The 21,696-nt window shown below is 41.8% G+C and carries 20 protein-coding genes and 2 pseudogenes; 6 read left to right on the top strand and 16 right to left on the bottom strand.

Going from position 1 to position 21,696, the window contains the following annotated elements:
• Positions 1-309 precede the first annotated feature (309 nt).
• The 3 genes from V7K15_RS09515 to V7K15_RS09505 form a co-directional block, all read right to left on the bottom strand.
• Positions 310-750 carry an FHA domain-containing protein gene (locus tag V7K15_RS09515; protein WP_334905121.1) on the bottom strand — a complete coding sequence of 147 codons (441 nt, stop codon included), beginning with the start codon at positions 748-750 and terminating at the stop codon, positions 310-312.
• A 281-nt stretch (positions 751-1,031) separates the two neighbouring features.
• On the bottom strand, positions 1,032-3,491 hold the full coding sequence (locus V7K15_RS09510; RefSeq protein ID WP_334905119.1) for a heavy metal translocating P-type ATPase: 2,460 nt from the start codon (positions 3,489-3,491) through the stop codon (positions 1,032-1,034).
• A gap of 450 nt (positions 3,492-3,941) precedes the next feature.
• Positions 3,942-4,217 carry a TM2 domain-containing protein gene (locus V7K15_RS09505; protein ID WP_334905117.1) on the bottom strand — a complete coding sequence of 92 codons (276 nt, stop codon included), beginning with the start codon at positions 4,215-4,217 and terminating at the stop codon, positions 3,942-3,944.
• Between the two features lie 359 nt (positions 4,218-4,576).
• Between V7K15_RS09505 and V7K15_RS09500 the strand changes: the two genes are divergently transcribed.
• Positions 4,577-4,744: a hypothetical protein gene (locus tag V7K15_RS09500; protein WP_334905115.1), complete on the top strand. Its 168-nt coding sequence runs from the start codon at positions 4,577-4,579 to the stop codon at positions 4,742-4,744.
• 112 nt (positions 4,745-4,856) lie between these two features.
• Here V7K15_RS09500 and V7K15_RS09495 read toward each other — a convergent pair whose 3' ends face one another.
• Positions 4,857-6,431 (bottom strand): CPBP family glutamic-type intramembrane protease, encoded by a 1,575-nt coding sequence (locus V7K15_RS09495; protein ID WP_334905113.1) that lies wholly within the window; start codon positions 6,429-6,431, stop codon positions 4,857-4,859.
• 134 nt (positions 6,432-6,565) lie between these two features.
• Here V7K15_RS09495 and V7K15_RS09490 point away from each other — a divergent pair, with 134 nt between their 5' ends.
• Positions 6,566-7,264: a Uma2 family endonuclease gene (locus tag V7K15_RS09490; RefSeq protein WP_334905111.1), complete on the top strand. Its 699-nt coding sequence runs from the start codon at positions 6,566-6,568 to the stop codon at positions 7,262-7,264.
• Between the two features lie 116 nt (positions 7,265-7,380).
• A complete protein-coding gene (locus tag V7K15_RS09485) occupies positions 7,381-8,457 on the top strand; it encodes a ParA family protein (protein ID WP_334905109.1) in 1,077 nt (358 codons plus the stop codon).
• A gap of 34 nt (positions 8,458-8,491) precedes the next feature.
• Here the strand turns inward: V7K15_RS09485 and V7K15_RS09480 are convergent, their stop codons facing one another.
• The 7 genes and pseudogenes from V7K15_RS09480 to sufB form a co-directional block, all read right to left on the bottom strand.
• On the bottom strand, positions 8,492-9,124 hold the full coding sequence (locus V7K15_RS09480; RefSeq protein WP_334905108.1) for a Uma2 family endonuclease: 633 nt from the start codon (positions 9,122-9,124) through the stop codon (positions 8,492-8,494).
• Between the two features lie 48 nt (positions 9,125-9,172).
• Positions 9,173-9,805, bottom strand: coding sequence for a Uma2 family endonuclease (locus tag V7K15_RS09475; RefSeq protein ID WP_334905106.1), 633 nt, complete (start codon positions 9,803-9,805; stop codon positions 9,173-9,175).
• Positions 9,806-9,919: 114 nt separating this feature from the next.
• Positions 9,920-10,519 (bottom strand): annotated as a pseudogene (locus tag V7K15_RS09470) (hypothetical protein).
• A 103-nt stretch (positions 10,520-10,622) separates the two neighbouring features.
• On the bottom strand, positions 10,623-11,885 hold the full coding sequence (locus V7K15_RS09465; protein ID WP_334905104.1) for a cysteine desulfurase: 1,263 nt from the start codon (positions 11,883-11,885) through the stop codon (positions 10,623-10,625).
• A gap of 167 nt (positions 11,886-12,052) precedes the next feature.
• Entirely contained in the window at positions 12,053-13,426 is a 1,374-nt protein-coding gene (gene sufD, locus V7K15_RS09460; protein WP_334905102.1) for a Fe-S cluster assembly protein SufD, read from the bottom strand.
• Positions 13,426-14,214 (bottom strand): Fe-S cluster assembly ATPase SufC, encoded by a 789-nt coding sequence (gene sufC, locus V7K15_RS09455; protein ID WP_334905100.1) that lies wholly within the window; start codon positions 14,212-14,214, stop codon positions 13,426-13,428. Before sufC ends, sufD begins: the two co-directional genes overlap by 1 nt.
• 140 nt (positions 14,215-14,354) lie before the next feature.
• Positions 14,355-15,794, bottom strand: a complete 1,440-nt coding sequence (gene sufB, locus V7K15_RS09450) for a Fe-S cluster assembly protein SufB (protein ID WP_334905098.1) — start codon at positions 15,792-15,794, stop codon at positions 14,355-14,357.
• A 239-nt stretch (positions 15,795-16,033) separates the two neighbouring features.
• Between sufB and sufR the strand changes: the two genes are divergently transcribed.
• Both sufR and V7K15_RS09440 read left to right on the top strand, forming a co-directional pair.
• Positions 16,034-16,717: an iron-sulfur cluster biosynthesis transcriptional regulator SufR gene (sufR, locus tag V7K15_RS09445; RefSeq protein WP_334905096.1), complete on the top strand. Its 684-nt coding sequence runs from the start codon at positions 16,034-16,036 to the stop codon at positions 16,715-16,717.
• Between the two features lie 104 nt (positions 16,718-16,821).
• On the top strand, positions 16,822-17,082 hold the full coding sequence (locus V7K15_RS09440; protein ID WP_334905094.1) for a hypothetical protein: 261 nt from the start codon (positions 16,822-16,824) through the stop codon (positions 17,080-17,082).
• Positions 17,083-17,413: 331 nt separating this feature from the next.
• Here the strand turns inward: V7K15_RS09440 and V7K15_RS09435 are convergent, their stop codons facing one another.
• Together V7K15_RS09435 and V7K15_RS09430 are read right to left on the bottom strand one after the other, a co-directional pair.
• On the bottom strand, positions 17,414-18,046 hold the full coding sequence (locus V7K15_RS09435) for a hypothetical protein (RefSeq protein WP_334905092.1): 633 nt from the start codon (positions 18,044-18,046) through the stop codon (positions 17,414-17,416).
• Positions 18,047-18,373: 327 nt separating this feature from the next.
• Complete coding sequence (locus V7K15_RS09430) at positions 18,374-18,700, bottom strand: YbjQ family protein (protein ID WP_334905091.1); 327 nt, start codon at positions 18,698-18,700, stop codon at positions 18,374-18,376.
• Between the two features lie 479 nt (positions 18,701-19,179).
• On the opposite strand from V7K15_RS09430, the gene V7K15_RS09425 reads away from it, so the two are divergent.
• The gene (locus tag V7K15_RS09425; RefSeq protein WP_334905089.1) at positions 19,180-19,860 is read left to right on the top strand and encodes a tetratricopeptide repeat protein; all 681 of its coding nucleotides are present in this window, start codon (positions 19,180-19,182) and stop codon (positions 19,858-19,860) included.
• Positions 19,861-19,871: 11 nt separating this feature from the next.
• On the opposite strand, the pseudogene V7K15_RS09420 reads toward V7K15_RS09425, so the two are convergent.
• The 3 genes and pseudogenes from V7K15_RS09420 to V7K15_RS09410 all read right to left on the bottom strand — a co-directional run.
• Positions 19,872-20,108: pseudogene (locus tag V7K15_RS09420) on the bottom strand (ABC transporter ATP-binding protein); the annotation flags it as partial.
• Between the two features lie 435 nt (positions 20,109-20,543).
• Positions 20,544-20,795: a hypothetical protein gene (locus tag V7K15_RS09415; protein WP_334905087.1), complete on the bottom strand. Its 252-nt coding sequence runs from the start codon at positions 20,793-20,795 to the stop codon at positions 20,544-20,546.
• Positions 20,796-20,797: 2 nt separating this feature from the next.
• The gene (locus tag V7K15_RS09410) at positions 20,798-21,694 is read right to left on the bottom strand and encodes a hypothetical protein (RefSeq protein ID WP_334905085.1); all 897 of its coding nucleotides are present in this window, start codon (positions 21,692-21,694) and stop codon (positions 20,798-20,800) included.
• Between the last annotated feature and the right edge of the window lie 2 nt (positions 21,695-21,696).

The following is a 21,696-nucleotide window of genomic DNA, read 5'->3' as shown; positions in this document are numbered from 1 at the left end:
GGCATCTTGCCCGCCTTTAACTATGGGCGGGCAAGATGCCCACTCCACAAGATTGGATAATTTTAGGACTTACGCAAACAATAATCGAAACCCTTATTTTCAAGTAGGGGCAATTCATGTAGCTTAGCTTCCCGCAGGGTATTGCCCCGGAGGGCGTGTACTTTTGCGTAAGTCCTATAAGTAATCAAGCGGACATGATATAAAGCGTCTCTCCAACTCTTGGAGATGCTTTAGCGCATGGGAGATGACCACACTTTTCGCTCCGTCTAAAAAGGTTCTGAATTTTGAATTGTTAATAGTAGTTATAATTCAGTCTCCTATATCCTCTAAATCCTCGGTCATACCGGGGTTTATTAGTGTAATGTCGTATTCGCTCGAATCCGTTTGTCCCAAACGCTGAGTATCTCTTAAAAGGTAATAAATGGCACGTACTTGAGGCCCAAAAACGATCTCGTCTTCATTTCTGAGATCGTGGGCTGGTATCTTGCGTCCATTAATCATCAAACCGTTAGAACTAGGCTTACCTTTAGCATCGCCATCTACAATCCGGTAATAGTAGCTATGACTATTATGCCCTCGTGGCAATCTCACTAATGTGGCATGGCGGCGTGAGACAAACTGCGACATCAAACGGATATTACAATCGCGGTCTCTACCGATAGAGTAGACGGGGTGATCCAGAGAAAATTCTTTGCGACCTTGATCGTCTTCAATAATCAGTAGATGGTTTTCATTGGGTTCTGCTGCCATTGACAAATCGGTGGAACTGTGATAAATCAAGATTTGTTTAGTATTGTATCCTGCGATTCTGGCGCACCATAAGTCTATGGTGCTGATCTAAATAAGCTTTAAAGTTGCATAATACCTTGAAAGAGTAGAACATGGCCGTTCTACTCCAGTAGCTATGAGAGCTTTAGTAGATGTTTCAAGAGGTTTTGTGGGCTGCGTAAAAACTGACGGGGCGACTCAGTTCAACTTGATATGGGAATAACCAAGATTTGTGCTGGGAAATTTTACGTGCAAAAGAGCATTTACGGGTGATGAGCTAATCGCCGTAATAATATTGAGTTTGTGACGACGCTAACAGAGCTAAAAGCCATTAATGCAGCAGCACCAGATGGGTTAAGGACAAAACCTAGACTAGGAAACAAAACACCAGCTGCTAAAGGAATGCCAACTGTATTATATGCAAAAGCCCAGAATAAATTTTGGCGGATTTTGTTGAAGGTGGCGCGACTAAGCTGAATAGATTCGACGACATCGTTTAAGCGATCGCGCATTAGGACAATTTCAGCAGTTTCCATCGCCACATCTGTCCCGGAGTGTAAAGCAATTCCGACATCTGCTTGTGATAAAGCTGGAGCATCGTTGATTCCATCTCCCACCATTGCGACAATTGAGTGGGGAGTTTTCTTTGTCTCCTTGTCTCCTTGTCCCCTTGTTCCTTCTAACTGGAGGGCTTGTATTGCCGCCGCTTTTTTCGCTGGGGGGACACCTGCTATTACATCAGCGCTATCTAATCCTAGTTGTTTGGCGATCGCGCTAGCTGTTTCTGGGCGATCGCCACTGAGCAACATTACCCGTAAGCCCATCTGACGCAATTTGTTTACGGTGGATTGGGCATCTGGTCTGAGGGTATCAGAAACAGCAATCAGTCCGGCTAAAGTTCCCCCAACTGCTACGCAAACGACTGTTTTACCATCTGTTGCTAAATCCCGTGCTAGCTGTTGTGCAGTTTCACTAATGGCAATACCGTGCCAATTGAACCAGTCCCAGTTACCCAACAGCACAACTGTACCCTCTACCACAGCAGATACACCTAGTCCTGGTTCCGTGTGAAAATCCACAGCCTTTGGAATAGATAACTGTTGTTGCTGTGCTTCTTGCTGAATCGCTTTTGCTAGAGGATGGTGAGTACCGCTTTCTACGGCTGCTGCTAGTTGGAGTAGGGAGTAGGGAATCTCAGTACCCATTTCTGAGATTAATAGACAATCTGTGACGATGGGATTACCCGTGGTCAGAGTGCCAGTTTTATCAAATACTACGGTGTCTAGTTGGTGTACTTTTTCTAAAACGTCGCCGCCTTTGATTAACAGACCCCGTTCTGCGCCCATAGCAGTTCCGACAAGAATGGCTGTTGGTGTGGCAAGTCCTAAAGCACAGGGACAGGCGACTACCATAACTGCGATCGCTAGTTTTAAGCTGATTAATAGGGGGGAGTGGGGAGTGGGTAGAGACGCGATTAATCGCGTCTCTACGGAGTGGTGAGTGTGGCTGATCATTTGCATGTCACCAGACATGGTGATATCAGTCCAGATGTGAGTGCCGAAAAAGTACCAAAAGAGAAATGTTAATACAGATGCTGTCAGCACCCCATAGGTAAAGTAACCAGCGACTGTATCTGCTAATTTCTGTACCGGGGCTTTCCGAGTTTGGGCGGCTTCTACTAAAGCGACGATTTGAGCTAGAGTTGTATCACTTCCAATACGGGTTGTCTGAATAGCGATCGCTCCTGACTGGTTTAGCGTCCCCCCTGTCACCATATCTCCTGGTTGCTTGATTACTGGCACGGCTTCCCCAGTCAGCATTGACTCATCGACGGTTGTCTGACCAACCACCACTTCACCATCGACAGGGATTTTATCACCTGGCAGGACTTGTAACCATTCACCGACACGCACCTGTTCAGCAGGAATCTCTACACTAGAAGATCCCACTCCTCCTTTCTCTGGGTTGGCAATCAATCGCGCTAAGAGTGGCTGGAGTGCTAGTAATTTCCTAAATGCGGCGGCGGCGCGACCTCTAGCTTGTTGCTCTAATGTCCTTCCCAAAAGAATAAAGCCCAGCATCATTACTGGTTCGTCAAAGAAGCACTCCCAACCCATTTTGGGAAAAAGCAGCGCGACTAAACTAGCAATGTAGGCTGTCAGCGTTCCCAATCCTACTAGGGTGTTCATATTGGGCGCATTTCGCCGCCAGCCCAGCCAGCCATCTACTAAAATGGGACGACCGGGAATTAATAGCGCCACTGTCGCCAATCCACAGTGAAACCAGATGTTATTTAGCACTGGCAGCACTGAGCTACCAAGATTACCAAAATGTCCACTTCCTGACAATACCAGCAACATCGCAGCGATCGTTAACTGCCTCAGTGAAGAGCGCATTTCGCGGCGTTGTCGTTCTGCTGGATCTGGTAAGGTTGATATCTCGCCTGCTATTGTGCCACTAGCTTTTCTCTGTTGAGTCGGGAATCCAACGGCTGTTAATCGCTGTGCTAGTGCATCTGCATCTACTACACCAGTTTCTGACTCTACAACTGCTACCTCTGTGGCCAGGTTCACACAGGCACTCTTGACTCCTGGATGTTGGGTTAGCTGTCGCTCTACTGCGTTCACACACCCAGCGCACTTCATGCCCCCAACATCTAGAATAATTTTCTCTAGGATTGGGTCAAGTTCTGGGGCTAGCTTAGTTTTTGGGAGAAGTTGCATTGCAAGTGTTTAGATTCGCTACAGAAATTCAACGCCTGACTAAAAGCGTCTCTAATTTGAGCGTAGACGAAATATCGGACTACGACTCAATGTCAACCATATTAAAATTATTAATTTATCGTACTTCCTTGAGTGTCAACGCCGGCTCCAGCGTAGGTAAGTTACATAAATAATAGCTACCACCTGCATTGGCATGATGACAATTAGGCTTTTCAAGAAATAGTTGATTTCCAAATGAGATACAACACTGAAATACCCTATGCCCAGCAAGAAGAACATCACCCAGTTAAGCTGTTTAGATTTAATAATGAGCATATCAATACAAATAAATATAATAATCTCTCAAGTTGAAATTTATGGGTAAGCAAGTTATTAGTAAGCACTTTAGTCCTTATTTTCTAAGCAATAAAGTGCTTACTACAAACCCTTGATTACTAGCTTGACAAAGTTTTAGAACCAACCCTGCTTATTCACAAAGTAGGTATTTACGAATTCTTCAGGGGACTTATTCAAGTAAATCATGCCTTCAATTAAACCTACAAGTTGCATAATTAACAAGGAAATGCCATAGGTGAAAGAACCCCCAATTACAGAAATCACCAACATAATAAAGCCTTCCGAAGAGTATCCTAGAATAAACTTATGAACCCCAAATGCTCCAAGGATAATGCCACAGTAACCACCTAGAAGTTGTTTGGTAGGGTGGCTAGGGTTGAAATTTGCCATCTGAGTGCTGCTCCTTAATAAGCGAGTATAAAAATAAATTCTTTATGAGAAATTAAGTAAATATATTTACTTAATTAAGAGATTTTTAATTTTTTCAGTATGAGTCAGCCCGAAGACGAATAACCAAAATCAGCGTGCTTCTCTTCCAGATGGGACGCTAAGATGTCTTGCGGCATAGCCGGGAAATTTGGCATTCCTTAATGAACTTTGGTGGATTTGATGATTGCAAACCCTGGTGTGGCAGTTTTGCAGATTTTTAGGTAAGACATTTTTCCTGAGAAGAATGAACCTGAATAATCAGCAAAAGCTGCTACATACACCACTTTTTACAAGTCCATCAGTATTATTTCCGGATTTTTTTGCGTAAGCTTCCACCGGGCGTGAAACGCGATCGCACCAATTACCAAACCAGTTGTGTGGCTAGTGGGAACGTAGAAGCGCCAGAGAAATCTTCTAATATCTCGAAAATGGCTAAAATCAAGATAGTTTTAACACTATTCTTTGATTTGCTTTTGCCATTATCTTAATTTGGTTTTCAGCGAGTATTTATGCTTACAAGCAATTATCACTAGTAAATTGTTCCTACTTATGGAGATAAAAGCAGATATTTTTGTTTTGGGCAACAGTAGTTTATTAGTTTTAATTGCTACCTAATGTGAACAAACTTAATAATGTACCACTATTCCAGAGGCTGTGGAGAAGCATCGGAGCGAGGAGGTTGCGCGATCGCGTGTAAACTACCCCCAAGACAATGCCTAATGCAGTCAGTGGGAGAATTTCCGACAAGCTGAGGTGAGCGATCGCAAACAACAAACTACTGACAAGAATCGATCCCCACACGGGTAAGTAACGAGTTAGAGAGGGTAACAAAAAGCCGCGAAACAGAATTTCTTCAAAAAATGGCGCGGCGATCGCTGCTGTGGAGAAAAATATACCAAGTGCTACACTATCTTGGCTTTCTAGGGCTAGTTGCAACAGAGGGTTACTACCACCCTGTCCTTGCCATAGTTGTTGATTAATCAAAGATACCACCACAACTATAGGTAAAGCTGTACAATAGCCTCCCAGTCCCCATAAAAACCATTTATCTTGAAAACGGAAGCGAAACCAAAATTCTGGTAGGGGAAAAAAGCGCTTGAGAGAGAAATACAGCACTAATAACGCTCCCGATGCTACCAGCAAGTAACTAACCAAGACAGAAAACGCTTGAAGTCTCACATCAGTAACGGGACGCTGTATGGGTAGCAGCGATATCAGCAAAGGCACAAAAATTTGCCCCATGAAGAAAAAGCCGACGACAAAAACCTGCAAAACCGTTTCACCATCCCAAGGCGTTGACCAAGGGACATCAGCATTTTGAGCTAATAAAGAAGCTTTTCCTTTCAACAAGCGTTGAGCAAATAACAAAATCAGCAGTATTAGACCAATTAAAGCTGCCAAGGTGGGAATAGTGCCAATAAGCGCTAATTTGATCACCGCTTGAGTAGCAGCTTCTTGTTGTGTAGCCTTAACTGCTGATAAAGCGTCTTGTCGTTGCTGGAGTTGGTATAGCTGAACCAAAGCAGTAGAGCGAAACCAACCTTCTAAATTCTTTTGAATCGGTTCTTGGGCATTTGGGAGGAGACGGGGAGGATTACTCCACAGTCCAGTCAATACAGCAGCAGTTTGCCCAAATTCTGGATTAATATCTGAGCGTTGTTGTAATGCGCTCCAAGTCTTAAGGGCTGTATCCTTCTGTCCTTGCTGTGCTTGTAAAATTCCCAGCCGCAAGTCTAATTCAGCGAGTAATTTTTCTAATTGCTTGAGGGACTGCTGTAAGGGTTGCTGTCCTCGTCTAGAGGTTTTAATAGTGGGAGCAACGTCCGGTAGAGGTTTTGGAGGTGTGAGAGTTGTTTCAGGTTGAGAGCGTAATTGTGCAAGTTTGTTGTTAACTTTATCTAAATTAGCTTGAACTGATTGACGCGCCTCCTGATACTGCTTTATGGCGCCCTCCAGAGGTTGCTCACCAAGTATAGCTTCCCGAACCGCTTGGAGATTGTCATCGTTGCTATCTTCTGATTGCCAAGCTTGGGCTTGTAGAGCAATATTAGTTTGATACAGTTCCAGGCGACTTTGAAACTGAGGTTCTTGCCAACTACCGAATAAAGCCGAAACTGCCAACAGAACTGCTATAGGCGTCAGTATAAAAATTAAAATCAACCGCTTGAGTGTCATCTATCCCTCTTTTACTAACCAGTGGGGAGCGCGTCCCCCTTGCGAATTATCGCAAGAAAAAGTCAGAGGTAGATAGATATCATCAATATTATAAGTTTGCGTAGGCGTAGCCCGTCATAGACATCGCACCCACCATGTTAAATTACAACCCATTGCACTGCTTACCCGGAGCCGAGGATCTGCCCGATTCGGACTATAGACCTGTGGACAATGAGCTACAAGATTTAATTCCCAGTTTACTCAAAGCCATCCTCGCTTGGTTGTGGACAAACCGGATGGATTGGTTTTTTGGGGTTGATATGGGGATATATTACGATCCCGAATTACCGCCGATTGTACCCGATGGGTTTTTAAGCTTAGGAGTCGAGCGAGTTTTTGATGAGAACTTGCGCTTGAGTTATGTGTTGTGGGAAGAAAAGGTGATGCGAATCGTGGCGCTGGAGGTGGTTTCTCATAAACGGCGTGGAGAATACAGCACCAAAAAGAAAATGTATGCTGAGATGGAGATTTTGTATTATGTTGTTTATAATCCCCAACGCCGTAGAAAAGCGCCTTTAGAAGTTTATCGGTTAGTAAATGGGGAATATGTATTGCAGCGAGGAAATCCTGTTTGGTTAACAGAGATAGGTTTAGCAATTGGTCATGAACGGGGAACTTATCAGGGAATTACGCGGGATTGGTTGTATTGGTATGACAAACAAGGAGTCAGATATTTAACACCAGAAGAACGAGCGATCTCTGCCGAACAACGCGCTAACACTGCTGAACAACGCGCTCAAAGGCTGGCGCAAGAATTGCGAAGGTTGGGGATAGATCCAGATTCTTTGAGTTGATTTTGTGGGGTGCGATCGCATTTTAATTGTGTTTTAGTGAAAGCGATGCGATCGTCTGTACTATATGCTATTTTATACTTAGCTAATTTCACCATTTTTATTTAAGGAACTTACGTATGAGCATTAGTATTTATGCCTTTTACAACAATAAAGGCGGTGTTGGTAAAACAACGCTTTGTTCTAACGCTGCAACACTTTATGCTGAAAAAAACCCAAAAACCCAAGTTTTAGTTATTGATATGTGTCCTCAAGCAAATATCTCTCAATTTTTGCTTGGAGGAGGTAAAAAAGGATACCAAATAAATCAGAGGCTACAATCTTCAGCTACTAGAAAAAATATAGTTGGGTTCATGGATTGGCTTTTAAAGGGAAATTCAAACTTCCGAAAACCTAATACTTCATATCAAGTTCCAGTGTACCGTTACAATGAAAATATCTCTGAAAATTTATATTTAATAGCTGGTGATTCTTTTTTAGAGTCTCTTTCATTAGCTTTAAATTATGCAGTCATTAATCCTGCAAATATAAAGGCATGGTCAGAATATATGACCGCTATAAGAAGGTTATGTGAATATGAGTATAATAGTGAAACCTATAAAGATATGGTTGTTTTTATAGATTGCAATCCTAGCTTTTCTATATATACACAAATGGCTTTAGTTTCTTCAGATAAAATCGTGGTTCCACTGATGGCAGATTTTAGCTCTCTTGAAGGCATAAAAAGTCTTTTTATGCTACTTTTTGGAAAATATCCTTCTGCTGCTTTAAGGCAGTATGCTGATGGAATAATTACTTTTAATAATCAAGTAGAACACTTTAAACTGAAATTGCCAGTAATTTACGAGTTTGTTTTTAATAACTATACAATTAAGGATGGAGTTGCAACAGCATTTGATTCTATAAGAACAGAACTAATTGATTTTTGCTACCAGCAATTTAATAAATTTCCTTCATTGTTTGCACCTTGTGAACTCACCCCAACTTCCAGTCAAGAATGGGAAAACTTTTATTTTTCAGACATAAAAGATTTTCACACATCAGGAAAAGTATCATCGTCTCTTGGAATTCCTATGTCTGTGCTTCCCAAACAGTCTAAATATATAATGCCAGATGGGAGTAATGTTAAACTTCCTATTAGTAACTACTCAAAAGCTTTAGAAGATATAGAATTATTTGTGAGCAAGATACAGTAAATTATTCCTAAAAAAGGTTGCATTGCCGATCCCATTATTCTAACTTCTCCCTCAGCCAAGCGCGAAATGATTTGAGCAAAGCAATTTCTCCCATACTTTTACTCTGCTCGATAAATCTGCTTATCTCACTCACTGAAACTATAGGAAAGGCAATACTAAACTTACACTCAACATATTGCCCCTCTATCAACTGATAAAACTTTAAATTTTGCCCATCATATCTCCAAAGTTCAGTTACACCCAATGCTGAATAAATCCCCAATTTGTTAACTGAACTGCTGGTAATGTCAATCTCAATTGCTAAATCAGGCGGTGGATCATTTTCTAAATCTAAAGTTTGCTTACCCCTAATAGCTAGTTCATTCTGGATGTAATAGCAAGTATCTGGTTCTATTCCCCGCTTTGATATTTTCCGCTTCAATGTTGTTGAACCAGCACTTCTCAGTTCAATTCCTAATTCTTCAGCTAAAACTAAAATGAAGCGGCCAAATTGAATTTTGGGGTTTTCATGTTCAAAAAGTGGAGTCATGATTTCTAAAACACCGCAGTCATAAGCAAACCGAGAACCTCTATCTTCACCTGTGTCTCTCAGCAAGGCTTCAAAGGTTTCCCAGCTAATGTTATGTAGCACTGTTCTTTGTTCACCAACCGTTGACTTGACAAGCATATCTTAGAAAAAATAAGCCAGTAATTATATTTATCAGTGAGGTACGCTTTAACCTCTCTTTTCACGCACCCAAGCGCGGAAGGATTGTACCAAATCAATTTCATCCATAGTTTTACTTTGCTGGATAAATCTATTCATTTCACTAACAGAAATTAAAGGAAAACCTATACTCAACTTAATCTCAATATACTGGCTTTCTACTAATTGGTAAAATTTTAAAACTTCTCCATTATATGTCCATAATTCTCCTACACCTAAAGCCGCATAAATATTAAATTTATTAACAGAACTGCTAGTAATATCAATTTCAACTGCTAAATCCGGTGCTGGGTCTGTTCTTAAATCTAATTCTTGTTTACCTCTAATTAGTGGCTCATTTTGAATATAATAGCAAGTATCGGGTTCTATTCCCTTTGTTATTGGTTGACGTTTTAATGTTGTAGAACCAGTACTTCTAATTTTAATTTTTAATTCCACTGCTAAAGCGAATATCAATCGGTCAAACTGAATTTTAGGATTTTCGTGTTCAAAAAGTGGAGTCATGATTTCTAAAACACCGCAGTCATAAGCAAACCGAGAACCTCTATCTTCACCTGTGTCTCTCAGCAAGGCTTCAAAGGTTTCCCAGCTAACGTTGTGTAGGACTGTTCTTTGTTCAGCAGGCGTTGACTTGACAAGCATATTAAAATAATTCGTAATTCGTAATTCGTAATTCGTAATTCGTAATTAAGTTTTGTAATTGCGATTTAGACTTCACCACAAAACTTACCAAACCTCCAGAATTAGTTAAAATACTTATTCTGTCAGGATATTAGATAAAATCCCGATAATTTTACATATATCATTAATATAATACTCGCCCAAGTCAATTTCAATCACTTGTCCAATAAGTTTCAAAAACTTCCAGTTAGTTCCAGTAGTAACAGTACCATAAATTGTCTCAATGTTATTGCCCTCGCGTTCATTAAACAATTTAGCTGCTAACATCTCTGCTACACACTGACCTAATCCTGCATTGATATTTTCTTTTTTAGCTTCTACAATTGTGACAACTGGTGCGTTCAGAATTAGTAACTCTGATGAACGACTAATAATAAAATCGCAATTTCCATTTAAACCTTGGGCTGAATCAACAGTAAAATCGATACCAGAAAATAAACTTATTTGATTATTTAAATATTTCCTTAGAACAATTAAAATAGGCGCAATAATCATCTCTGAACGAGATTTTTCAGTATTACTAGCAAGAGCTAAAGGTACATTTTATCGCAATACTTCTACAAGTAATGGTGAACAATCTACTTTATGTACAGATGCAAATATATAAGTTTTATCAGAAATAGTTAACCCAAAACTTTTCCTAACTCTATCTAAAGTAAAGTCACTGTATGACACTTTAGTTGCTCCTGTAAAGAATCCAGATAATTAAATTGTGCCAATTATTAGCAAGATATGTTGCTGATATTTGGCACAATCAATGTCTGAATATTTTGTAAGTTTAAGCAAGGAAACCTGCAAAAAAGTCCAGAGTTTCCTTCAGTGCTTTGATGAAAATATCAATTTCCTCGCGGGTGTTGTAGAAAGATAGACTTGCTCGTGCGGTTGCAGCAAGACCTAAATAACGGTGTAATGGTTGAGTACAGTGGTGTCCAGAACGAATGGCAACGCCTTCTTGATCTAATAATGTAGATAAATCGTTAGCGTGGACTTCTCCGGCTGTGAATGACGCAAGAGCGGCTCTACCTTCTCCTTTAGCATTTGGTTTGGGGCCGTAAATTCTAATTTGGGGAATTTGCTCTAATTGTTGGAACAAATAAGCTGTTAATTCTGCTTCGTAGGCGTGGATTTTATCCATACCGATACTGCTAAGATAATCGATCGCAGCACCAAGTGCGATCGCTTCCCCAATTGCAGGTGTACCGGCTTCAAATTTATGCGGTAATTCTGCATAAGTAGAATGCTCTAAATACACCTCTGCAATCATCTCACCACCACCAAAAAATGGCGGCATTGATTCCAGTAATTCCAACTTGCCATAAAGAAATCCTATCCCAGTTGGCGCACACATTTTATGACCAGATGCTACCAACCAGTCACAATCTATCTGCTGTACATCTATCGGGAAGTGGGGTACACTTTGGCAAGCATCAACTAAGAATTTAGCACCATATTTGTGAGCGATCGCACCAATTTCTGCCACTGGATTAATACAACCCAAAGCATTAGAAATATGCACGACTGACACCAACTTTGTTTTCTCAGAAATCAGCTTTTTAAACTGTTCTAAATCAAAAGTTTCTTCTGGTGTCAGTTCTACAAATTTCAGTACTGCACCCGTTTTTTGCGCCACGAATTGCCAAGGTACAATATTACTGTGGTGTTCCATCACCGACAGAATAATCTCATCTCCCGGCTGCAAATTGTTCATACCCCAACTGTAAGCTACTAGGTTAATCGCCTCAGTTGCGTTGCGGGTGTAGACAACTTCCTGACGCGATGCAGCATTGATGAATTTGGCAACTTTATCTCTAGCACCTTCATAAGCATCGGTAGCTTTAGCACTGAGGATATGGGCACCACGATGCACGTTAGCATTATATTGCTCGTAATAATCCCGTAGGGTATTTAATACGAGCAAAGGCTTTTGTGATGTCGCAGCATTATCGAGATAAACCAGGGGTTTATCGTTGACTTCCTGATGTAAAATTGGGAAGTCAGCGCGAACTTGATCAGCAAGGCTTTTGGTAGTGATGAAAGTCATTGGTAGATTAGTTACTTGTACTGAGCTTTCGCGTAGCGTCTCGTAGAGAAGCCGTTGGCGCAGCCTCTCGTAGAAAAGTATTAGTCATTAGTCATTAGTTACTTGTACTGAGCGTTCGCGTAGCGTCTCGTAGAGAAGCCGTTGGCGCAGCCTCTCGTAGAGAAGTATTAGTCATTAGTCAAGGACTTAAGATTATTGACTGTGTTTAAAAGGATTTCTCGCAGAGAGTGAACTGGTATTTGGTTGATAACTTCAGCAGCGAAGGCGTTAATTAACAACTTCCGAGCATCGTTTTCATCAATTCCCCGACTTTGCAGATAGAATATTTCATCATCTTCCAATTGGCTAACGGTAGCACCGTGAGCGCATTTGACATTATCTGCTGTAATTTCCAATTGGGGTTTAGTATCAACCCTAGCTTTAGATGATAGCAGCAAATTCCGATTCAACTGGACTGCATCTGTTAACTGCGCCGCTTTTGGAACTAAAACTTTACCATTGAATACTGCATGAGCGCGATCGCCTATAATACACTTATGCAATTGCTTACTCGTACTGTGAGGATAGTTAAGTGCGATCGCGCTGTGAGTATCCCCCAACTGCTTACCAGAAATCATCGTCAAACCATTGAGATTAGTTTCTGTCTGCTCACCAGTTTGCAAAATTTCTAAATTGTGCCGTGACAGCTTCGCGCCTAAAGTTATGGCATGACAAGTATATCGACTATCACGAGATTGGGCGATCGCAGTTTTCCCAATATGAAAAGCCTCTGCACCTTCTCGCTCAACCCTAGTGTGACTCACTTGGGCATTGTCACCAACCCAAATTTCCGTAACCGCATTAGTTAAGTAAACTCTTTCCTCTGCGCTCTTGGCGTCTTGGCGGTTCGTATACTCCTCAACCAACGTCACCTGTGAACCACTTTCCGCCACCACCAAACAACGCGGCTGCGAAATCATCGCACTTTCCCCAGCAACCGAAATAAACACCAAATGAATTGGCGTCTCAACTACCACATTCTTCTTCACCCACACCACAGCTGCATCAGTTATCCCAGCCGTATTGAGAGCCGTAAAAACTTCCTGCGCTCCCTCAGCTTGAGCTAAATATTGCTGTACACCCTGTTGCTCAACCACAGATAAGCCAGCTAAATTGCTCACCATAATTCCAGATGGCAAATCTCTAACTGCGGATAACTCCGGTGCAAAAACGCCGTTGACAAAAACCAAACGACTATTAGCTGCTTCTGGCAAAATATCAAATTGTAAAGATGCAAAATTTCCCGTCTCTACATTAAATTGCACCTTTCGCAGAGACGACAAATCAGTAAACCGCCATTCTTCCTCGCGGGTAGTCGGGATAATCGAGTGATGTACCCAATTAGCAGCACCTTGGCGTAATTCCTGCAACCAACCTTCTGTTTTCGTTGCGGTTACTTGATTTAACAACCCAGTCAGATAATCATCTCTATCTAACAGAGTCGATGTCAAACTGACTGCATTTGAATTAGGTATTGGACTTGGAGATACTTGAATACTCATTACACACCCACCCCAGCAGCAAATTCTTCCAGCACCCAGTCATAACCGCGAGACTCTAATTCCAGCGCCAGTTCCTTACCACCACTGGTAATAATCTGCCCTTGTGCCATCACATGTACAAAATCAGGCACAATATAATCGAGTAACCGTTGATAGTGGGTAATCAAAATTGTGGCATTTTCAGGACTTGCCAGTTGATTTACTCCATTGGCCACAATTCTGAGCGCGTCAATATCCAAACCCGAATCTGTTTCATCCAGAATTCCTAACTTTGGTTCCAGCAGCGCCATTTGCAGAATTTCATTTCGCTTTTTCTCACCACCAGAAAACCCTTCATTCAAACTTCGACTGAGAAAACTGGGATTCATCTTCACCACATCCAGCTTTTCCTCAATCAAATCGTCAAAATCAAAAGCGTCTATTTCCTCCAAACCTTGCGCTTTCCGTCGGGAATTGTACGCCACCCGCAAGAAATCCAAATTGCTCACACCTGGAATTTCTAACGGATACTGAAACGCTAAAAACACACCACTTCTGGCGCGTTCTTCCGGTTCCAACTCCAGTAAATTTTGCCCTTGAAAAATCACCTCACCGCCAGTCACCTGATATGCCGGATGCCCAGCCAACACCTTAGAAAAAGTACTCTTACCAGAACCATTCGGCCCCATAATCGCATGAATTTCACCCGATCGCACCTCAAGATTTACACCCTTAAGAATCGGTGTCCCATCAACATTAGCCGTCAGATTCCTTACCGACAGCACAACTTCACTATTTTCAATAATCATGTACTCTCTCTTCTCTTACTTCTCTTACTTTGCGCTCTTTGCGTCCTTTGCGGTAGCCTGCGGCAAGCCGAAGCGTCTACGTTATTCTTCCAAAGATAAACACAGAACGCGAATATATCTGTGTTTACCTCTAATTCCATTTATCCAACACTGCCTTCCAACTTCAAACTCAACAACTTATCAGCTTCCACAGCAAACTCCATCGGTAGCTGATTAAAAACATCCTTACAGAAGCCGCTAATCATCATCGAAATAGCATCTTCTGAAGAAATACCCCGTTGAGCAAAGTAAAATAACTGATCTTCCCCAATCTTAGAAGTAGAAGCTTCATGCTCCACCTTCGCAGCATTATTTTGCACCTGGATGTATGGGAAAGTGTTCGCATGGGCATTATCCCCAATCAGCATTGAGTCGCACTGAGAATAATTTCTCGCACCCTTAGCAGTCGGATTAACTTTCACCAAACCCCGGTAACTATTACTAGAATTACCTGCGGAGATTCCTTTAGAAATAATTGTACTGCGGGTATTCTTACCGACGTGAACCATCTTACTACCGGTATCAGCTTGCTGCATATGATTTGTCAGCGCCACCGAGTAGAACTCACCCACAGAGTTATCACCTACCAACACACAGCTGGGATATTTCCAAGTAATTGCCGAACCTGTTTCTACTTGAGTCCAGGAAATCTTGGAATTTACACCCTGACACAAACCGCGCTTGGTAACAAAGTTGTAAATACCGCCTTTACCGTTGGCATCTCCAGCGTACCAATTTTGCACCGTGGAGTATTTAATTTCGGCGTTGTCGAGGGCGACGAGTTCGACAACGGCGGCGTGCAACTGGTTGCTGTCATACATCGGTGCGGTGCAACCTTCGAGGTAAGAAACATAACTACCTTCTTCGGCGACAATCAAAGTCCGCTCAAATTGTCCCGTGTCACCAGAGTTGATGCGGAAGTAGGTAGATAGTTCCATTGGGCATTTCACGCCTTTAGGAATATAGACAAAGGAACCATCACTAAATACGGCAGCGTTCAAAGCGGCAAAATAGTTGTCAGCTATGGGAACGACGCTACCCAGGTATTTTTTGATTAGTTCTGGGTGTTCTTGCAACGCTTCGGAAAATGAGCAGAAAATAACGCCATCTTCCGCTAGTTTTTCTTTAAATGTAGTGGCGACAGAGACGCTATCAAAAATCGCATCGACGGCGACATTTGCTAGTCGTTTCTGTTCAGATAGAGAAATGCCTAACTTCTCGAAGGTTTCTAAAAGGGTTGGATCAACTTCATCCAAACTGTTTAGTTTTTCTTTCTTGCGTTTCGGCGCTGAGTAGTAAATGATATCCTGATAATTAATTGGCGGATACTTGACATTAGGCCAAGTTGGTTCTGTCATTTTTTGCCACTGGCGATAAGCTCTGAGGCGAAAGTCCAACATGAACTGCGGCTCGTTCTTCTTAGAGGAGATCAAGCGAACAACGTCCTCATCTAGTCCACGCGGTATAGTGTCGGACTCAATATCGGTAATAAAGCCGTACTTGTAGGGTTGGTTGACTAAGGTTTTGACAGTGGCACTCATCAGTAATAATCTCTCGTGTTCAGAACTCTTTAAGGATGGGAGATAAGCTCTTAGCTAGCCGATTTTCATCTCGCGTTACGGAATGGTTACACGGCTGCTAGAATAGGGGTGGAGAGTAAAACAACAGCTATGTTGTTTAAGTTATCTTCATTTTACGCTAAATTAACAACAACAATGTTGTTAAAGTCAAATTTTCAAAGAAATTTTTGGGACGTTCGTTGAGCGTCTCGCACCAGAAGATGGCGACTACCCACCAGTCCTCAACCAAGCAAGATATCCTAGAGTATCTGCACAAACATGAAAAAGCAACGGCTTTGGAGCTAGCTGAAGTTTTAGACGTTACCCCCCAAGCGATTCGTCGCCATCTCAAGGATTTGGAGACGGAGGAGCTAGTTTTGTATTCGACATCTGTGCAGGCGGCGGGAATGGGGCGTCCGCAACACGTTTATCAACTGAGTCGTCAGGGACGCGATCGCTTGCACCGAACAATGAGCGATCGCTTTGGTGATGGCCACGGCAATTTTGCGGTTTCGCTGCTAGACACCTTAGCCGAAACGATGGGACACGAACAATTTAAATCGATTTTAGAGAAACAGTGGCAGCGCAAAGCCCTAGAATACCGCGATCGCGTGGGTAGCGGTTCACTGCGGGAACGTGTAGCTAACTTAGTAGAGTTCAGAAAAGCGGAAGGCTTCATGGCGGAATATCACCCGGTTGATGTGAATGACTGCTTTGAGAGCGATCGCTTTATCTTAATGGAGCATAACTGCGCTATTTCTAACGTTGCCGAGTCTTTCCCCAGCATTTGTGGTCACGAATTAGAAATGTTTGCTGCCGTCTTACCTGATTGTACCGTAGAACGCACCCACTGGATTATCAACGGCGAACATCGTTGTGGCTATTTGGTACAAGTTCGCAAGTAAAAGTTTTATCAATAAACCCGGTTTTACATCTAGCTTCGGTAATGGATAATAGCTGAATAGCAACTAACCATGATCAATAATCAACTAAGTTTGAGATAGCGTTTATGGACGTACCAACACAGCAACCATCAGCACAATTTTTAACTCTGGAAGAGTCAGCAAAAGTAGATGCAGGGTTGTTATCTTCCCCAGAAAAGTTTTTAACAAGATTGACAATTTCATCACTTAAGCTTTTGAAGCATATTGCCCAAGAGTACGGTGTTGCTATGGAAGATTTGACAGCGCAACAAGTAATTGCTTGGTTTGAAAAAGATGGTAAAATTCGACGTGAGCAGGGAATTGAAGGCTCATATCTGAAGTGGTGAACTAGGAATATAAGTAGCTGGATATAAACTAATACCTAGAACCGCGATTTCTCACCAGAAGTCGCGGTTCTGTTTCCTAAGGAACGTGGATTAAATAAAATGCAAAACTTCATTCTGTCTCTAGCTTCCCTCTCCAATATATCGGAGAGGGATTGAGGGTGAGGTAAGCCAGTGACATAAATTGTATATTATTTAATTCTTATTTCTAAGTGTTTTATGACTACGGCAGAATTAATTAGACGCTACAAACGCCAAACTAAAATAATAAACAAAAAGCACCTGTAAAAAGGTGCTTTAAAAATTGATGACATTAAGTTTGACCGACAATTTTTTAAGGATTGTAATTATTAGTCCGAACATTGCGAGCTCCAGTTACAGCCCCAACCATTGAGGCTATTAAACCCAATAAGGAACCAAACACAAACCACCATAATCCCGAACGTATATTTGCTGCAATATCACGAGATTGTTGAGCGCTGACGTTTGTTCGTGGTACATTAATACCACCTTGCTGTTGTACCTGGTTTAAGACTTCCCCAGCGTTGGAAGCAGCAACACCAAAAGCACCCGATACTCCATTTGCCAATAGGAACGAACTAACTGCCAAAGTCGTAGCCCAAAGAATTGCGCCGTTAAGAAGAGCTGTATTGCGCTTCATCGGTCCACAAGCACGGGCTGTAATCCAACCACCAGTAAATAGGGAAATTAGTAAAGCGATAGTTGACCAAAGCCCCGCATTACCCGCAGCGTTAGGCGCAATTGATCTGGGTGCGCCTGAACCTTCAACTGCACCTGCTGCAAAAGCACCAATTATGGCGCTTAAAATTAATTGAGTCGCTAAAGAAACCAACAAACCAGAAATAATCGGTCCCCAGCGAACAAGATCATGATATTCACTTACTCGGCCTGCTACCACAGGCTCATTAGAAATAACCTCATCACCTGCCCGATTTACGTATGACATTGCTTATCTTCTCCAGTGCTGTTTCAGCAAACTATATCTCAGTTATATTCATGCCTATTGTAATAATTAAACAACTAAATCATCTGTTTTTACATCTATCAATATAAATATTTAATGAATCTATCTTTAGTTATAAAAAGCAACCGCCTTTAACAATTTTTAATCAAATTCAATACTTATTTATTGTTTAATGATTATTTAGAAGTTCAAATACAGTTATTAACTGCTATATATAATAATCTATCTGAAAAAAAATGAGACTTAATCCAAAACTTTGTAACCCTGATTATAAAATCTTCATAAAGTAATTAGACAGCCAATAAAAGATCATCGCATCTTTACAGCAGTGCCAGTAGCAGTAATCAGCAAAAGAACTCCTGACTGGTCAAGATTGATTGTGCCAGTATCAATTTCAATCCCAATCACAGCATTTGCTCCTAAACGTTCTGCTCGTTGTTCTAATTCTTCTAGTGCCTTGCGTTGACCCTGCTCAAATAGACGCTCATAACTAGCAGTGCGTCCACCGATAATATCTCGAATACCAGCCAAAAAGTCCCGCAATAAATTGCTGCCGTAGACTACTTCTGCTGTGACAATACCTAAATATGACTCAATAACGCCTCCTTGAATTACATCGGTGGTAGTTATAATCATAAATTCGCCTCCAAAGTAGGATATATGTTGATATTTATTATTAAAATACTCTAAAAAATGTAAATTTATTTATACATATATAATTAGCCTGGGTTGAGATAGGTTTTATAAACATATTCTCACACAATTTTAGATTGCGATCGCAGCCATCGGATATGAAGTGCCATTGGCAGATCGCCTATTTAGGATTAAGGGAGATACCTGTTGGTTTTTGGGGAATTATTAAGTATAACTACTATAAAAAAAGACTGTAAATCTGGTATTCTCCGAATTTATATCTAGAGTCAGGTCATTTGATCATTTATACCTCACACTTCATCTTTTGTGTAAAAACTCTGTGAGATCGCACTGATTGTACAAGAAATCGGGAATGAACACATTAATATCTTAATCAATACGAAGAAATACAGTTTTCAAAACTCCATATTTTTGTTTTAATGTACAAGAAAAAAGTCCTCTAAAATTTCAGGAAATTTACTGTGTACAAGCCAACATCATTTGTGTTTGGTGTGATGTTACTAGGATGTTTTGCCTTCACTATACCTTCAGTGGCTCAGGCTCAGGTATTAGTGGCACAAGCCAAAAACCCAGAATTAAAGCAACTACTAGAAGAAGGACGGAAATTAGTTGATACCGGCGATTATGGTGGTGCGATCGCAGTTTATCAGCAAGCAGCTAGCCTAGATCCCAAGAATGCTAAAATTCATTCAGGTATTGGCTACTTATACGCTCAACAGGGAAATTACCAAGCGGCATTAACTGCTTATCGTCGGGCGATCGGCATCAACCCTAACAACAGTGATTTTTACTACGCCGTCGGTTACATCAAAGCGAATTTGGGCGACACAGCCGGGGCAAAGGAAGGCTACCGTCGTGCCATCCAGCTGAACCGTAACAGCGTTAACGCCTATTTAGGATTGGCTGTGACGCAATCTCGTCTAGGAGACTATAGTGCAGCTACCTGGGCATACGGGCAAGCAATCAGCTTGGATAAGAACAATGCCCAGACTTATGAGTTAATGGGTTCGATGTATAAACAGCGACGACAAACTAAACAAGCGAACAGCTTGCTTCAGAAAGCCCGTGACTTGTACAAGCGTCGCAATGACTCAGATGGCGTGAACAGGGTAGAAGCCATGCTGCGACAGTTAGGCGGATGAGGTTAATCTAACTAGCGTCCCGTTAATTCCACAAAAAGATCTTCCAAGTTAGAGGGACGCACCAGCATTCCGGTTTTATTGGGCTGTTCATTCAAGTAGATATTTGCTGCTTCCAAGGATGGGAAAAACAAATATTCCCAACTACGGACGCCATCACTTACCACTTCAGACACACCTAATTGCTTGATTACCAAACCTTCACCGTGAGCAAAGCGCAGTTGTTGTAAAGTTCCCAAATAAATCAGCTTACACCAATTTGAAAAATGATTGCGACAGATGGAAACCTGAAACGCTTATCCAATGCATGTTTCACAATCCAAAATCGTTCGACTGAGCGCTCACGCCGTACCCCTCCGGGGAAGCAAGCTACGCGTAGCGTTCCGCAGGAAAGTCTAAAATCTAAAATCTAAAATCTAAAATGGTATTACCGCTATCCGTAATACTGATGCATCCTGGCTTGGTAGCAGCCAAAGGCATCGCCCAAAAATTAGACCTCATCCATATATGGGTTGTCAGTAGCATCGTCATCGCCTGCTTATTCAAATTCCGAATAATTAATTTAAGAGAGGCGTAGCCTGCTTTGGGGATCTAGTCCGACGTTGGTTCATCCAAATCATTCATGAACAACAAGATTCCCGACTTCTTTAGAAAATCGGGAATCTGAGGGTTAGATTTGAACGAAATCAAATAGGATTCATATAGCGATTTTGATAGTAAGCCAAAATTTGGTTAACTCGTTGCCGACTTTCTGAACCAGAGTTTGCTGTCCACGAGATAGACAAGCCCCCAATTTGACTTTGATTGTAATCAAACTCTGGGGATGATTGGGGAATTAAATCCACTTCTACCTCTTCGACTTGATGTAAATGAGCTGCTATCTCTCTATAGACTGCTAAAGGCAAACCAGCGAATTCAATTTTTTCCTTAGTCTCCATCTTTATGAAGCTCCAACATTAGAAGGATTTGAGGGGGGCGTTGTCACTGAAACAGGATTGGCGCTAGCAGGTGCAGCTGACGGCGTTGACTTGACAGCCCCTTCCCCTACCATTTTGGCAACTTCAATACCATATTGTTCCAGAATCACGATGGGGTTGTAACCCTGATTCATTTCAATACGTTTAATTAGTACGCCATCTGCTAATCGCTGTCCCGCCTGCACATAGCGACTCGTTGGCTCATCGGGTACTTTGATAATTGCCTGTGGTTCCTGACTAATTAGAACTACACCAGTCACAAGTACTCCCCTTGCTAACTCAGGTTGTGCTGGCAGTGGCAATACAGATACTAAAGTCGGGTTGGAGACAACTTGAGGCAAAACCTTAGGTAAGACTGAAGTCAAGATAGGATTAACTTTTTTAGCTATGCTGCGTGTTGGAAGTTTTGGTTTTGGTAGTGATGCAGTAGAGAGCTTACGCAATACGGGAACAGGTTTATTTAAAGCTATGCTACGTGTTGGAAGTTTTGGTTTTGGTAGTGATGCAGTAGGTAGCTTCGGCACCACGGGAACAGGTTTTCCAGATGTTTGAGGCATTCCGGCAACCGTCTGTCCGAAAAGCTGTGCAAACGGGTCACTGCGATTTTTTGATAAGACAACTAGCCGTGACCGCTCTGTAGGATTAGTGGATTGAATCAAGTTAGCAGATGCAGGAGTAACTTGTAATTCCTGTTTGGCAAGTATTACTGGATTCTTAAAGGATTGACCCGTCGCTGGCGACTTTGCTGCTATTTTGGGAATTGGCGCAGGATTGATGGCTTGTTGTGTATCTTCAGAAGCACATCCAGCGATCGCCAAAGTTAAAATAGCTGCAATTATAATTTTTGAATTTCTGCCCATGA

The sequence above is a fragment of the Nostoc sp. genome (genome assembly GCF_036919815.1).
Classification (GTDB): Bacteria; Cyanobacteriota; Cyanobacteriia; order Cyanobacteriales; family Nostocaceae; genus Nostoc.
The sequence above is the reverse complement of the archived record's forward strand: the minus strand, read 5'-3'. Positions and strand labels throughout refer to the sequence as shown.

Excerpts from the sequence above, each read along its gene's own strand:
- V7K15_RS09480 (WP_334905108.1), bottom strand. The coding sequence starts at position 9,124 with ATGCTTGTCAAGTCAACGGTTGGTGAACAAAGAACAGTGCTACATAAC.
- V7K15_RS09415 (WP_334905087.1), bottom strand. The coding sequence starts at position 20,795 with ATGGAGACTAAGGAAAAAATTGAATTCGCTGGTTTGCCTTTAGCAGTC.
- V7K15_RS09515 (WP_334905121.1), bottom strand. The coding sequence starts at position 750 with ATGGCAGCAGAACCCAATGAAAACCATCTACTGATTATTGAAGACGAT.
- V7K15_RS09510 (WP_334905119.1), bottom strand. The coding sequence starts at position 3,491 with ATGCAACTTCTCCCAAAAACTAAGCTAGCCCCAGAACTTGACCCAATC.
- sufD (WP_334905102.1), bottom strand. The coding sequence starts at position 13,426 with ATGAGTATTCAAGTATCTCCAAGTCCAATACCTAATTCAAATGCAGTC.
- V7K15_RS09435 (WP_334905092.1), bottom strand. The coding sequence starts at position 18,046 with ATGTCATACGTAAATCGGGCAGGTGATGAGGTTATTTCTAATGAGCCT.
- sufB (WP_334905098.1), bottom strand. The coding sequence starts at position 15,794 with ATGAGTGCCACTGTCAAAACCTTAGTCAACCAACCCTACAAGTACGGC.
- V7K15_RS09495 (WP_334905113.1), bottom strand. The coding sequence starts at position 6,431 with ATGACACTCAAGCGGTTGATTTTAATTTTTATACTGACGCCTATAGCA.
- V7K15_RS09465 (WP_334905104.1), bottom strand. The coding sequence starts at position 11,885 with ATGACTTTCATCACTACCAAAAGCCTTGCTGATCAAGTTCGCGCTGAC.
- V7K15_RS09485 (WP_334905109.1), top strand. The coding sequence starts at position 7,381 with ATGAGCATTAGTATTTATGCCTTTTACAACAATAAAGGCGGTGTTGGT.
- V7K15_RS09440 (WP_334905094.1), top strand. The coding sequence starts at position 16,822 with ATGGACGTACCAACACAGCAACCATCAGCACAATTTTTAACTCTGGAA.
- sufR (WP_334905096.1), top strand. The coding sequence starts at position 16,034 with ATGGCGACTACCCACCAGTCCTCAACCAAGCAAGATATCCTAGAGTAT.
- V7K15_RS09430 (WP_334905091.1), bottom strand. The coding sequence starts at position 18,700 with ATGATTATAACTACCACCGATGTAATTCAAGGAGGCGTTATTGAGTCA.
- V7K15_RS09490 (WP_334905111.1), top strand. The coding sequence starts at position 6,566 with ATGTTAAATTACAACCCATTGCACTGCTTACCCGGAGCCGAGGATCTG.
- V7K15_RS09505 (WP_334905117.1), bottom strand. The coding sequence starts at position 4,217 with ATGGCAAATTTCAACCCTAGCCACCCTACCAAACAACTTCTAGGTGGT.
- V7K15_RS09410 (WP_334905085.1), bottom strand. The coding sequence starts at position 21,694 with ATGGGCAGAAATTCAAAAATTATAATTGCAGCTATTTTAACTTTGGCG.
- sufC (WP_334905100.1), bottom strand. The coding sequence starts at position 14,214 with ATGATTATTGAAAATAGTGAAGTTGTGCTGTCGGTAAGGAATCTGACG.
- V7K15_RS09475 (WP_334905106.1), bottom strand. The coding sequence starts at position 9,805 with ATGCTTGTCAAGTCAACGCCTGCTGAACAAAGAACAGTCCTACACAAC.